At 69.0% G+C, this 12,494-nt stretch carries 13 protein-coding genes and 1 tRNA gene; 9 read left to right on the forward strand and 5 right to left on the reverse strand.

What is annotated here, in order from left to right; genetic code table 11:
- The first annotated feature begins 45 nt into the window (after positions 1 to 45).
- The 4 genes from ACFVAE_RS02690 to ACFVAE_RS02705 all read left to right on the forward strand — a co-directional run bounded on the left by ACFVAE_RS02690 (position 46) and on the right by ACFVAE_RS02705 (position 3,599).
- Positions 46 to 966, forward strand: a complete 921-nt coding sequence (locus ACFVAE_RS02690; RefSeq protein WP_378887619.1) for an ACP S-malonyltransferase — start codon at positions 46 to 48, stop codon at positions 964 to 966.
- Positions 963 to 1,964 carry a beta-ketoacyl-ACP synthase III gene (locus ACFVAE_RS02695; RefSeq protein ID WP_378887621.1) on the forward strand — a complete coding sequence of 334 codons (1,002 nt, stop codon included), beginning with the start codon at positions 963 to 965 and terminating at the stop codon, positions 1,962 to 1,964. Before ACFVAE_RS02690 ends, ACFVAE_RS02695 begins: the two co-directional genes overlap by 4 nt.
- A gap of 64 nt (positions 1,965 to 2,028) precedes the next feature.
- Positions 2,029 to 2,277: an acyl carrier protein gene (locus ACFVAE_RS02700; protein ID WP_116242207.1), complete on the forward strand. Its 249-nt coding sequence runs from the start codon at positions 2,029 to 2,031 to the stop codon at positions 2,275 to 2,277.
- Positions 2,278 to 2,357: 80 nt separating this feature from the next.
- A complete protein-coding gene (locus ACFVAE_RS02705; RefSeq protein ID WP_378887623.1) occupies positions 2,358 to 3,599 on the forward strand; it encodes a beta-ketoacyl-[acyl-carrier-protein] synthase family protein in 1,242 nt (413 codons plus the stop codon).
- Between the two features lie 59 nt (positions 3,600 to 3,658).
- Here the strand turns inward: ACFVAE_RS02705 and ACFVAE_RS02710 are convergent, their stop codons facing one another.
- Positions 3,659 to 4,315: a YitT family protein gene (locus tag ACFVAE_RS02710; RefSeq protein WP_378887625.1), complete on the reverse strand. Its 657-nt coding sequence runs from the start codon at positions 4,313 to 4,315 to the stop codon at positions 3,659 to 3,661.
- A gap of 96 nt (positions 4,316 to 4,411) precedes the next feature.
- Here ACFVAE_RS02710 and ACFVAE_RS02715 point away from each other — a divergent pair, with 96 nt between their 5' ends.
- Positions 4,412 to 5,815, forward strand: a complete 1,404-nt coding sequence (locus ACFVAE_RS02715; RefSeq protein ID WP_378887627.1) for a PLP-dependent aminotransferase family protein — start codon at positions 4,412 to 4,414, stop codon at positions 5,813 to 5,815.
- A gap of 126 nt (positions 5,816 to 5,941) precedes the next feature.
- Here ACFVAE_RS02715 and ACFVAE_RS02720 read toward each other — a convergent pair whose 3' ends face one another.
- Entirely contained in the window at positions 5,942 to 6,445 is a 504-nt protein-coding gene (locus tag ACFVAE_RS02720) for a DUF3145 domain-containing protein (RefSeq protein ID WP_378887629.1), read from the reverse strand.
- 169 nt (positions 6,446 to 6,614) lie between these two features.
- Positions 6,615 to 7,388: a hypothetical protein gene (locus tag ACFVAE_RS02725; RefSeq protein ID WP_378887631.1), complete on the reverse strand. Its 774-nt coding sequence runs from the start codon at positions 7,386 to 7,388 to the stop codon at positions 6,615 to 6,617.
- A 173-nt stretch (positions 7,389 to 7,561) separates the two neighbouring features.
- Between ACFVAE_RS02725 and ACFVAE_RS02730 the strand changes: the two genes are divergently transcribed.
- From ACFVAE_RS02730 to ACFVAE_RS02740, 3 genes are all read left to right on the forward strand, one after another.
- Positions 7,562 to 9,562 carry a DUF262 domain-containing protein gene (locus ACFVAE_RS02730; RefSeq protein ID WP_378887633.1) on the forward strand — a complete coding sequence of 667 codons (2,001 nt, stop codon included), beginning with the start codon at positions 7,562 to 7,564 and terminating at the stop codon, positions 9,560 to 9,562.
- Positions 9,562 to 10,812: an alpha/beta fold hydrolase gene (locus tag ACFVAE_RS02735; protein WP_378887635.1), complete on the forward strand. Its 1,251-nt coding sequence runs from the start codon at positions 9,562 to 9,564 to the stop codon at positions 10,810 to 10,812. The genes ACFVAE_RS02730 and ACFVAE_RS02735 overlap by 1 nt, the downstream gene beginning before the upstream one ends.
- Before the next feature lie 122 nt (positions 10,813 to 10,934).
- Positions 10,935 to 11,144 (forward strand): KTSC domain-containing protein, encoded by a 210-nt coding sequence (locus ACFVAE_RS02740; protein ID WP_378887637.1) that lies wholly within the window; start codon positions 10,935 to 10,937, stop codon positions 11,142 to 11,144.
- 74 nt (positions 11,145 to 11,218) lie between these two features.
- Here ACFVAE_RS02740 and ACFVAE_RS02745 read toward each other — a convergent pair.
- A tRNA-Ile gene (locus tag ACFVAE_RS02745) sits at positions 11,219 to 11,292 on the reverse strand.
- Between the two features lie 27 nt (positions 11,293 to 11,319).
- On the reverse strand, positions 11,320 to 11,856 hold the full coding sequence (locus tag ACFVAE_RS02750) for a gamma carbonic anhydrase family protein (protein WP_378887639.1): 537 nt from the start codon (positions 11,854 to 11,856) through the stop codon (positions 11,320 to 11,322).
- A 129-nt stretch (positions 11,857 to 11,985) separates the two neighbouring features.
- Here ACFVAE_RS02750 and ACFVAE_RS02755 point away from each other — a divergent pair, with 129 nt between their 5' ends.
- Complete coding sequence (locus ACFVAE_RS02755; RefSeq protein ID WP_378887641.1) at positions 11,986 to 12,471, forward strand: Dps family protein; 486 nt, start codon at positions 11,986 to 11,988, stop codon at positions 12,469 to 12,471.
- Positions 12,472 to 12,494 lie beyond the last annotated feature (23 nt).

Consider the following 12,494-nt stretch of genomic DNA (forward strand, 5'->3'; position numbering starts at 1 on the left):
AGAGATCATCCACCGTCTGCGCGTGATCGTTGGCAGAATGGGTGAGTGATCGTCGTCGCCTGCCCTGGACAGGGCTCTCAGACCCCCGGCTTCCTCTCCCCCTGGCTCGAGCTCGACGGTGTCGCCGAGCAGCTCGCCGCCTTCTCGGATGCTGCGGAGGTCGACCTGATCAGGCACGGCACCGAGTCCGATGCCGACACCATCCGTGACACCCGCATCGCGCAGCCGCTGATCGTCGCCGCGTCCATGGTGGCCGGCAAGCAGCTCGCGGAGCGCGCCGGACGTCGCCCCGACGGCCTCGCCGGGCACTCGGTCGGCGAGCTCGCCGCCATCGCCGCAGCGGGCGTCGTCACCGGCATCGACGCGATGCGCCTGGTCGGCATCCGCGGCCGCGCGATGGCAGATGCCGCCGCGCGCACGCCCACCGGCATGAGCGCCGTGCTCGGCGGGGACGCCGAAGAGGTGCTCGCCCTGCTCGCCGAGCTCGACCTCACGCCCGCGAATTACAACGTCGCCGGTCAGATCGTCGCGGCGGGCTCCCTGGAGAACCTCGCAAGGCTCGCCGAGAACCCGGTGAAGGGCAGCCGCGTCCGCGCTCTCGAGGTGGCCGGCGCGTTCCACACCTCGTACATGGCCCCCGCGGTCGAGGCGCTGCGCACCGCCGTCGACGAGATCGTCCCCGAAGACCCCTCCGTCACGCTCTGGTCCAACCGGGACGGTGCCGTCGTGACCGCCGGCCGCGACGCACTGGATCGCATCGTCACCCAGGTGTCGTCGCCCGTGCGCTGGGACCTGTGCATGGAGTCGATGACCGAGGCCGGCGTCTCCGGCCTGATCGAGGTCGCCCCGGCGGGCGCTCTCGTCGGCCTTGCCAAGCGCGGCCTGCGCGGCGTACCGAACGTCGCCGTCAAGACCCCGGAAGACCTCGAGGCGGCGGTGGCGCTGCTGAACGGAGAAGCAGCATGACCCGCACGCTCGCCCACACCACCGGTCCTGCGTACACCCGCATCTACTCCTACGGCGCAGCGCGTGGCGAGAACGCGGTGCCGAACGACGATCTGGTCGGCCCGATCGACTCCAGCGACGAGTGGATCCGCCAGCGCACCGGCATCATCACCCGTACCCGCGCCGTGCCGGAGACCGACGCGATCGACCTCTCCACCGTCGCGGGCAAGGAGGCCATCGAGAAGTCGGGCATCGACCCGTCCGACATCGACCTGGTCATCGTCGCCACGATCAGCAACCCCAAGCAGTCGCCGTCGGTCTCGGCCATCGTCGCCGATCGCGTCGGCGCGAACCCCGCAGCCGCCTACGACATCAACGCCGCGTGCGCAGGGTATGCCTACGCGATCACCCAGGCCGACGCCCTGATCCGCAGCGGCGCCGCGCACTACGCGCTGGTCATCGGCGCGGAGAAGCTCTCCGACATCGTCGATCCGACCGACCGCAGCATCTCGTTCCTGCTCGGCGATGGCGCCGGCGCCGCCGTCGTCGGCCCGAGTGACACCCCGGCGATCTCGCCGGCGGTCTGGGGCTCCGACGGCAGCAACGCCGAGGCTGTGGGCATGAACCACACCCTCACGGAGTTCCGCGACGGCGCCGCCCCCTGGCCCACGCTCCGCCAAGAGGGCCCGAAGGTGTTCCGCTGGGCTGTCTGGGAGATGGCGAAGGTCGCGCGCGAGGCTCTGGACCGTGCCGGCATCGAGGCCTCCGACCTCGCCGCCTTCATCCCCCACCAGGCCAACATGCGCATCATCGACGAGTTCGCCAAGCAGCTCAAGCTGCCGGAGACCACCGTCATCGCGCGCGACATCGAGACCACCGGCAACACGTCAGCAGCATCCATCCCGCTGGCGACGCACCGCCTGCTGCAGGAGCACCCGGAGCTTTCCGGCGGTCTCGCGCTGCAGATCGGCTTCGGCGCGGGTCTGGTCTTCGCTGCCCAGGTCGTCGTCCTCCCCTGAGAACGCGCACCCGTTCCCTAGACTGTTCCCGGTTCCGAATACCACCCCAAGAAAGAGGAAAGAAATGGCTCTCACCAACGACGAGGTCCTCGCGGGCCTGGCTGAGCTCATCACCGACGAGACCGGCATCGACGCGTCCGAGGTCGCCCTGGAGAAGTCGTTCACCGACGACCTCGACATCGACTCGATCTCGATGATGACGATCGTCGTCAACGCCGAGGAGAAGTTCGGCGTCACCATCCCCGACGACGAGGTCAAGAACCTGAAGACCGTCGGCGACGCCGTCAGCTTCATCGTCGCCGGCGCGGAGTAATTCCCGTGGATGCCACCCCCGCACACCCTGCGGGGCGTGGCATCCGCCGTCCCTGAACGATCCCCACGAAGGAACCATCCATGACCAAGCGCATCGTCGTGACCGGTATCGGCGCCACGTCCGCTCTCGGCGGCACGGCCCCGGAGAACTGGCAGAACCTGCTTGCGGGTGTCCCCGGCGCGCACACCCTGCCGCACGAGTGGATCGAGACGTACCAGATCCCCGTGAAGTTCGCCGCCGAGGCATCCGTCCGCCCCGAGGAGGTCCTGCCCCGGCACGAGGCCAAGCGCCTCGACCCCTCGACCCAGTTCGCGCTGATCGCCGCGCGCGAGGCGTGGGAGGATGCCGGATCGCCGGAGATCGAACCCGAGCGCCTCGGCATCGACTGGGCGACCGGAATCGGCGGCGTCTGGACGCTCCTCGACGCGTGGGACACGCTGCGTGAGAAGGGCCCCCGCCGGGTGATGCCGCTCACCGTCCCGATGCTGATGCCGAACGCCGGCGCAGGCAACCTGTCGCTGCACTTCGGCGCGAAGGCGTTCGCCCGCACCGTGGTCAGCGCGTGCGCCTCCAGCACGGAGTCCCTCGTGAACGCCTACGAGCATCTGCAGGACGGCCTGGCTGACGTGGTCATCGCCGGTGGTGCGGAGTCCGCGATCCACCCGATCACGATGGCTTCCTTCGCCTCCGCCCAGGCGCTCTCCCGTCGCAATGACGACCCCGAGGGCGCGTCGCGTCCTGGCGCCGTCGACCGCGACGGCTTCGTCATGGGCGAGGGCGGCGCGGCGCTCGTACTCGAGACCGAGGAGCACGCCAAGGCGCGCGGCGCGAAGATCTACGCCGAGCTCGTGGGCGGCGGTGTCACCGCCGACTCGTACCACATCACCGGCAACGACCCGACGGGTGCGGGCGCGGCCCGCGCGGTCGAGGCGGCGCTCGAGCAGGCCGGTGCCACGCCGGCAGAGGTCACGCACATCAACGCGCACCTCACCTCGACGCCCGTGGGCGACCCGAACGAGTACGAGGCGCTGAAGCGCGTCTTCGGCGAGCGGATCGACGAGATCCCCGTCTCGGGCACCAAGGCCTCCACCGGCCATCTGCTCGGTGGCACCGGCGCGCTGGAGGCGGTCTACACCGTGCTGGCGCTGCGTGATCGCGTCGCCCCGCCGACGATCAACATGACCGAGCAGGACCCGGCTGTGCCGTTCAAGCTCTCCGGTGAGCCGCAGGCTCTCGGCGAGGGTCCGCAGCTCGCGATCAGCAACTCGTTCGGCTTCGGCGGTCACAACGCGGTCGTCGCGTTCCGCAGCTACGACGGCTGACCGACGGATGCACGTCGAGGCGCCTCCGGGGAGATCCCCGGAGGCGCCTTGCGTATCCGTCACCGGGTGGCGAGCTCGCGTGTCCTCGCCTCGCGGAACCGGGTGAGACGCGGCAGGAACCAGCCGATCAGTGGGCCGACGCCGAAGGCGAACAGCAGGGTGCCGACGCCCACGGGGCCACCGAGCAGGAACCCGATCACCAGGACGCTCCCCTCGATCAGTGTGCGGACGATCCACACCCGCCAGCCGGTCCGCTGGACCAGTCCGGTCATGAGCCCGTCCCGTGGCCCCGGGCCGAAGTCCGCGGAGATGTAGAGACCGGTGGCGAAGGCGAGCAGCACGAGTCCGAACAGGAACAGCGGCACACCCGCCCACAGCGAGGGCGCCGCAGGGACGAGCCACAGCGTCAGATCCGCGCTCGGCCCGATGAGCAGGGCGTTGAGCACCGTGCCCAGTCCGAGGCGCTGGCGCAGCGGGATCCAGAGCAGCAGCACCACCACCGCCGTGAGGTTGGTCACGAGCCCGTAGCCGAGACCGGTTCGCGCGGAGATCCCGAGAGACAGGACGTCCCAGGGGGCGACGCCGATGCCGCCGCGGATCATGAGCGCCAGCGCGACGCCGTAGAGGAACAGACCCGCCACCAGCTGCAGCAGGCGCTCACCGAGATCCCTGGGGCCTCGCCACGAGATCGGCAGCAGGATGGATCGGAGATTCATCCCCTCATGCTGTCGGAGCATCGTCACCCGTTCGTCGGGCCACCACAGCGAAAGTGGCCTGGGTGTTCCAGTCCACTCTGCGGCAGAATGGACTGCATGAGCTCACGACTGGTCACCCTGCTCGGAGTGCAGAGCGCCGCAGGCGCTTCCGCGGCGTCGCTCGCGGATCAGATCCGCGCGCTCGTCCTGGACGGCAGGCTCACCGTCGGTGAGCGACTCCCGAGCGAGCGAGCGCTGGCGCTCGAGCTGCGGCGATCCCGCTCGACGATCACGCACGCCTACGACCTGCTCGCCGAGGGCGGCTATGTCCACCGGGTGCACGGCGGGGGCACCGGAGTGACACTCCCGCATCAGCGGCGGGCTCCTGCGCCCGCCGTCGACGCGGACTCGATCGACATGTCCGTCGCCTCGATGGGATCGACGCCCGGCCTGTACGACGCGACGGTGCGGGCGCTGCCCCGCCTCGCCGGACTCCGCGGCACCAGCGGATACTCGCTGCAGGGGCTGCCCGACTTCCGGGATGCCGTCGCGCGGCGCTTCACGGAGCGCGGCGCACCGACTTCTCCGGACGAGATCGTGATCACGGCCGGTGCGATGCACGCGCTCAATCTGGTGCTGAGCGCGATCGGGCGCCGCGGCGAACGGGCGCTGATCGAGCAGCCCACCTTCCCGCACGCGATCGAGGCCCTGCAGCGACACGGGTACCGGATGCTTCCGACCCCGGTGGATGTCGACGGCTGGGACGCCGAGCACGTCACCGACACCCTGCTGAGTGCACGCCCGGATCTCGCCTACCTCATCCCGGACTTCCACAATCCCACCGGGGCGAGCTTGCCGGATGGTTCTCGGTCGGTCATCGCCGCGACGGCACGCAGCGCCGGCACCCGCATCATCGTCGACGAGACCACCGCAGAGCTCGACATCGATCGCGGTTGGACACCCGTGCCGTTCGGCGCGCTGGGACCGCACGTGATCACCATCGGCTCGCTGTCGAAGCTCGCCTGGGGCGGGCTGCGGCTCGGATGGATCCGAGCCGAGAGGGCCACCGTGGACCGCATCCTCGCGACACGGGCCTCCTACGACCTGGGAACGGCGTTCCTCGAGCAGTGCATCGCCGTCGAACTGCTCGACGACCTTCCCGAACTCGCCGCCCAGGTTCGCACCCGGCTGTCCGCGGGGCGCGAGGCGATCGCTGCCGGCATCGCAGCCCTGGACGGAGCGACCATGTCGCACGTGCCCGGCGGTCTCTCCGCCTGGATCGACCTGGGCGCTCCCATCTCCACGGAGCTGTCCCTCGCCGCGCGGTCGCACGGACTCATCCTGCCGCCCGGGCCGCGCTTCGCCACAGGGGGCGTGCTGGAGCGACGGATGCGGATCCCGATCACCCACGACCCCGAGACCGCGACCGAGGCGATGCAGCGGTTCGCTCGAGCCTGGCAGGACGTGCGGCACGGCGCGACGCCCCCGGTCGGGGTCTACCCGCGCACCGCCGTCATCTGATCCGGACATGACGGAGCCCCCGCCTTCCCCGGCGGGGGCTCCTGTCGTATGCGAGAGATTCGCCTTCCCGGTCTCCGGGAGCATTCACCGGATCCCGCTACTCGCGCCTCTCCCGCAAGTCTGTGGTTATCCCACCTTGTGCAACCAGACCACTCGGGAGTCGTCACTCGCATGCCGGAACGGCTCGAGCTCCTCGTCCCAGGCCGCTCCGAGCGCCACGTCGAGCTCGCGCTGCAGTTCGGTGATGCTGCCGGCTGCGATCTCCATCGCGTACCGGATGCGGTCCTCACCGATGACGATGTTGCCTGCGGCATCCGTCTGCGCGTAGTGGATGCCGAGATCCGGCGTGTGCAGCCAGCGTCCGCCGTCGCTGCGCGGCGTCGGATCCTCAGAGACCTCGAAGCGCAGGTGCTCCCACCCGCGGATCGCTGTCGCGAGAGCGGCGCCGGTTCCCACCGGGCCGTCCCAGTAGAACTCCGCACGGCGCGTGCCCTGCTGCACCGGCTGGTCGCTCCAGTCGAAGTTGACGGCACGACCGAGAGCGCGTCCCACCGCCCATTCGAGGTGCGGGCAGAGCGCGCGAGGCGAGGAGTGGATGTAGACCACTCCCCGTGCGTATCCCGTCGCCATGATCTCTCCGTTTCATCAGGTGCGTCTTCCCCTACGACCTGAGCCACGAATGCTGGCGGACTATGCGGTTATACGGTGATTATCGCCGACATTGCTTGGAATGACAAGCATGTAACACAGAACGGCCCCGATACCTGGATCGGGGCCGTTCCGAGGAGAACGCTGAGGCTCAGGCCTCGCTCATCGCGAGCTTCTCCTGCTGACCCTTGGCCGCGTAGTAGGCGGCGCGAGCGGCATCCTTGCGGGCCTGCTCGGCGTAACCGGCCTCGAGGACGTCCTGCGGCACCTCGACCTGCGTGTGCTGGTCGGTGCCGTGGTACTTCTCGATGTAGGCGTCGAGCTCGGGACCGGAGGTCCACGAGGTGATCAGGCAGTAGCGCGGCTCCGTGCCATTGTGCGTGGTCGCGTGCCACAGACGCTGCGTGTCGACGATCAGCTGCGCACCCGCAGGCAGGGCGATGCGGTACTCGATGCTCGGGTCGGTGCGGTTCTCACGCAGGACGAAGAAGCTGTCCTTGTCGTCGGTGAGGTTGAAGAAGCCGCGCACGACCCAGCCGGTTCCGTCCGGGTTCAGACGGTTGTTGTCGTCCTGGTGCAGGTTGTAGAGGCAGTCGCCGTAGGGCGTGGGCTGCAGCTCGATGACGCGGCAGCGACCGACGTTCGCACCGGGCTCCTGGGCACGGGCGGTCAGGGTCGGGGCGATGGCGGTCTGCGACTCGATCCAGACGCCGTCCTTGTCGGTGCGCGGCGGCTTGTGGTTCCAGAAGCCGTTGCACTCGATCTCACCCTTCGCGCTGGCGAGCGGAGAGAAGCGGGTGTCACCCGAGGACTTCCAATCGACATATTCGATGTCGAGCCATTCCTTCGGATCCATTTCCCCGCCGTAGCTGTCGAGGATGACGAAACCCTTGTCCTCAAGGGCTGCGGACTTGATGTATCCCATGATCGAGTCATGTCCTTTCGTAACGGGCCAGCGAAGTTTTAACAGGCCCTACTTAGGTAAGCCTACCTCGCGTCCCTGGACGCGCTGGAGAGGCGGGCCGGAGAAAAGACGGCCCCGGATAGACTCGGTGCGGCGGACCCCGTCTACCCGCCGCACGGAGGCATCACCCAGTCATGGCCACGGCAACCAACGTCGAAGCGACCGCAACGAGCACGATCGAATGGCTGTCGGCACCGTCGACGAACATCGTCGTCCCGGTGTATCAGCGCCAGTACCGCTGGGACATCGGCGGCTGCGAACGGCTGCTCTCCGACATCCGGGCCGTCGCCGCGGAGGATGCCGCGCACCGGCACTTCATCGGCTCCATCCTGTCCGCGGAGGACGCGTCGTCCGACGGTGCCGACCTCATCCTGATCGACGGTCAGCAGCGCGTGACCACGCTCATGCTGCTGGTCGCCGCACTGCACCACTCGGTGCGCGAGACGGACCCCGCGATGGCCGCCGAGCTGGAGCGCGTGCTCGTGCGCGCCGACGACCCCACCCGCACGAAGCTGCGTCCGCATCACGCGTGGGCGGATCTCTACGACTCCGTCGTGCTGGACCGGCGCGACGAGGCCGACCGTGAGTCGCGCTTCGACGACAACTACGCGTTCTTCCGCAGCCAGGTGCACGCCGACGAGGCGCCTCGGATCTGGGAGGGCCTGAAGAAGCTCGAGCACGTGTCGATCACCCTCGGGGCGGCGGCCAACGCGCAGCAGATCTTCGAGAGCCTGAACTCCACGGGCGAGCCGCTCCGCGACCACGAGCTCATCCACAACTACATCCTGATGGGGCTCTCGCACGGCGAGCAGCTCGAGATCGAGGAGCAGTACTGGCTGCCGATCGAGCGTCTCACCGGAGAGACGATCGGGGCGTTCTGGCGTCATTTCCTGGTGATGACCACCGGTCGCGAGGTCGACGTGGCCGGAGAGCGCGGCGTCTACAGCGCCTTCCGCGCCACGTTCCCGAGATTCGACGTCGAGCGGCTGCGCGCGGATGCCGGCATCTGGCGGGAGTACGCCGAGATCTACGGCATCCTTCTGGATCCCTCGCTCGAGTCGGATGCGGGAATCCGCCGTCAGCTCGGCTTCGTCAACACCTTCGGTCGTGCCGCCTATCCCCTGGTGATGAGCGCCTATCACGACCACGCCCGTGGGGTGATCTCGCGCGACGAGCTCATCCGCACCATGGAGTGGGTGCAGGCTCTGCTGCTGCGCCGTACCGTGGTCGGCCTGCCGACCGACCGATTGATCGCCCGTCTGTGTCGTGCCCGCGCGGAGGGGAACGATTCGCTGATGCGTGCGATCGCCCGCATCACCCCGTCCGACGAGCGAGTCAGCGCCGTCCTGAAGTACAGCGAACTCCCCTACGCCTCGTACGTGCTGAGCCGGCTCCTCGACGTCGACGACACGAGCGGCTACGACGTGGAGCACATCGTGCCCGCAGCCCCGGGCGACGCGTGGTCGGGTGACGGCACGAGGCCCTGGAGCGAATACAGCGAGGACGAGCAGAACAGCCATCGTGCGCTGGCGCCCACGCTCGGCAACCTCACCCTGCTGGAGCAGCGACTCACCGAGCGCGTGTTCGGCGCCTCCTTCCCCGAGAAGCGCGACGACGCCTACGCGCGCAGCGCGGTGGCGGGCACCCGTGCACTCGCCGAGCTGGCGTCGTGGGGCACCGCAGCCATCGCGGACCGCACCGTGCGGCTCACCGAGGCTTTCGTGCGGATCTGGGCGCGCCCCGATCTGCCCGAGATCGACGACGACGGGCTCACGCCGATCCTCGACGCGGTTCGCCGTCGCGGCTGGCCGGCGGGGTGGGAGCGCGAGTTCGACTACGTCGAGTACCGCGGCGAGCACTGGGAGGTGAAGGACGTCCGCTACCTGTTCAACCGGGTGTTCCGGCGCGCCTGGACCGACGACCGACCGGCAGCCCTTGCCTACAGTGCTGCACACGGCGGTCCGCTCTACGACGAGATGGCCTGGAAGGGCCACTGGGACGACTTCGGGGGCATCCACATCTACATGGGCTGGGACTCCAACTACATGATGGGTGCCGTGCAGGGCGTGCTGGAGGAGTCCGGCATCGCCGCCGAGGTGTTCGTGAAGTACTCCTACATCGGGAACGTGATGTGATGACCACGCTGGTGCGACGCATGCAGGATCTGACCGTGACCGAGCACACCATCACGGTGCCGCTGGTCTGGGACGACGACTCCGACAGCCGGACGATCGAGGTGTTCGCTGCGGTGGTCGCCCGTGAGGGCGGCGAGGAGCTGCCGTTCCTGGTGTTCCTGCAGGGCGGGCCGGGGTTCGAGGCGCCGAGGGCGTTCCACTCCCCCGCATCCCCGTCCTGGCTGGACACCGCGCTGCGCGATCACCGCGTCGTGATGCTGGACCAGCGCGGCACCGGGCGGTCCACCCCTGTCGGCGACCGGCTGCTGGAGGAGCTCGGCTCCGCGGCCACCGCCGAGTACCTCACGCACCTGCGGGCCGACTCGATCGTGCGGGATGCCGAGGCGCTCCGCGCAGAACTGGGCGCTGCGACCTGGAATCTGCTCGGGCAGTCGTTCGGCGGGTTCACCGTGCTCACGTACCTGTCCACGAACGCGTCCGCGCTGGACCGGGTGTACACCACCGGTGGTCTGAGCACCGTCGAGCACACGGTCGACGAGGTCTATGCGCTCAGCTACGACAAGATGCGAGCCGCGTCGGAGAAGTACTACCGGCGGTTCCCCGAGCACCGGGAGCGGATGCGCCGGCTCGTCGGCCTCGCCGCCGAGGGCAGGCTGGTCCTCCCGGACGGTGAGGTCGTCTCGCCCTCACGCATGCGCTCGGTCGGTTCCGCACTGGGCACGAACGACGGCTGGCAGACCGTCTGGTCGCTGCTCGAGCTCGACCCGAGCACGAATGCGTTCCGCTACGACCTTGCTTCCGCGATGCCGTTCGGCGGGCGCAACCCGCTGTACTTCGCATTCCACGAGTCCTGCTACGCCGACGCGCAGAGCACGCGCTGGTCTGCCGAGCGCGTGGAGCCGGCCGACTTCGTGGACGACGTTACCCTGTTCACCGGTGAGCACATCCGGAAGGAGTGGACAGAGACGGTCCCCGCCTTCCGTCCGTGGCGCGAGGTCGCCCTCGCGCTCGCCGAGCACGAGTGGCCGGCGCTCTACGACGCGAACGCACTCGCGGCTTCCGGTGCTCGCGGCGCGGCCGCGGTGTACGTGAACGATGTCTACGTGTCGGTGGAGCACTCGCTGGAGACTGCTCGGCTGCTGCCCGATCTGAAGCTCTGGGTGACCAGCGAGCACGAGCACAACGGGCTCCGGTCGGGCGACGTCTTCGAGCGGCTGCTCGATCTCGCGCACGACCGGCGCGTCCGCTGACCGGAGCAGTTGCGCGCGCCCGCTTGTCAACCCGCACCGAGCAGGGCGCGAACCGGGCGTACGCTCCCTCGCATGGACCGATCCGCTGCAAGACCCCTCGATGACGCTGCGAAGGGCTCGTCATGAGACGGCAGCCGGTCCGCTCCTCGGCGATTGCCTCGGTCGGCTACGACCCTGGCACTGCGGTGCTCGAGGTGGAGTTCCGCAGCTCGGACCGCTACCGCTACTACGCCGTCCCGCCGTCGGTGCACCGCGCGTTCGTGGAGGCTCCGAGCGTCGGCCGGTACTTCCAGGAGCACATCCGGGACCGATATCCGGTCGAGCAGCTGTGACGCGGGGAGGCGAAACGGAACCCGATCACGAGGCCGTGAGCATCGGGATCGGCATCCGTCAGCGGAAGAACGAGTAGGGCGGGTGGGACTTGAACCCACGATCGTCGGGTTATGAGCCCGCTGCCTTGACCAGCTTGGCCACCGCCCCGTAGGTACTCCAGCCTACCGGGCTGCGTCAGAGCGCCGTCGCACCTCGGTGCGTCTGCGTGTGGCGCAGGTAGATCTCGGCGTTCTCGATGAGGCCCGCACGCTCCTCGTCGGTGAGCTCGCGGCGCACCTTCGCGGGGACTCCGGCGACCAGCGAGCCGTCCGGCACCTCGGTGCCGCCGAGGACCACGGCCCCTCCGGCAATCAGGCATCCCCTGCCGATCACCGCGCCGGAGAGTACGACGGCGCCCATCCCGACGAGCGATCCGTCGCCGATCGTGCAGCCGTGCACGACCGCGTTGTGCCCGATCGAGACCCGCTCGCCGACGAGGACGCCGTGACCGCTGTCGACGTGCACGGAGACGTTGTCCTGGACGTTGCTGCCGGCGCCGATCGAGATCGGCGCCGAGTCCCCGCGCAGGACGGCGTTGTACCAGACGCTCGCGCCGGCAGCCAGGGAGACCTCGCCGACGATGCGTGCGCCGTCGGCGACGAACGAGTCGTCGTGCAGTTGCGGGGCCTTGCCCGGCAGAGCCAGGACGGATGCTGCGGAGGAGACGGTCATGTAGGTGAGACTACCCAAACTTCCGCGTGATTCCGCGCCGGTTAGCGTTGCCTCAGCTTGCTTGCGGAACATTTCACGCTGAGTAGCGTTGAGGTCATCAGGCAGCGATTCACGACCCCGGAGGAACACATGAGCGCTTCGAAGACCATCCCCGCCACGGCCGGCGACCCCACCGTCGCGGCAGCCGCGGCACAGTTCCTGTCCCCCGTCGTCCTCGGCCTTCAGGCCCTGGTCGTCAACGGCAAGCAGGCCCACTGGCACGTGCGCGGCGCCAACTTCATCGGGGTGCATGAGTTCCTCGACACCGTCGTGGCCAACGCGGGCGAGTTCGCCGACACCGCCGCGGAGCGCATCGTCGCCCTCGGGCTGCCGATCGACGCGCGCATCAGCACCGTCGCCGAGAAGGCGGGTTCGACGCAGGTCGCCGCCGGCTTCGCGGCCTCGGATGAGTTGGTCCGCGCCGTGATCGCCGACATCGACGCGATCCTCGTCGACGTGAAGGCCGCAGTCGACGGGCTCGACGAGGTCGATCTCACCAGCCAGGACGTCGCGATCGAGATCCAGCGCGGACTCGAGAAGGACCGCTGGTTCCTGTTCTCGCACGTCGCGGCCTGAACAGCGATCTGAGACGAAGAAGC

This window comes from Microbacterium sp. NPDC057659 (genome assembly GCF_042799915.1).
Classification (GTDB): Bacteria; Actinomycetota; Actinomycetes; order Actinomycetales; family Microbacteriaceae; genus Microbacterium.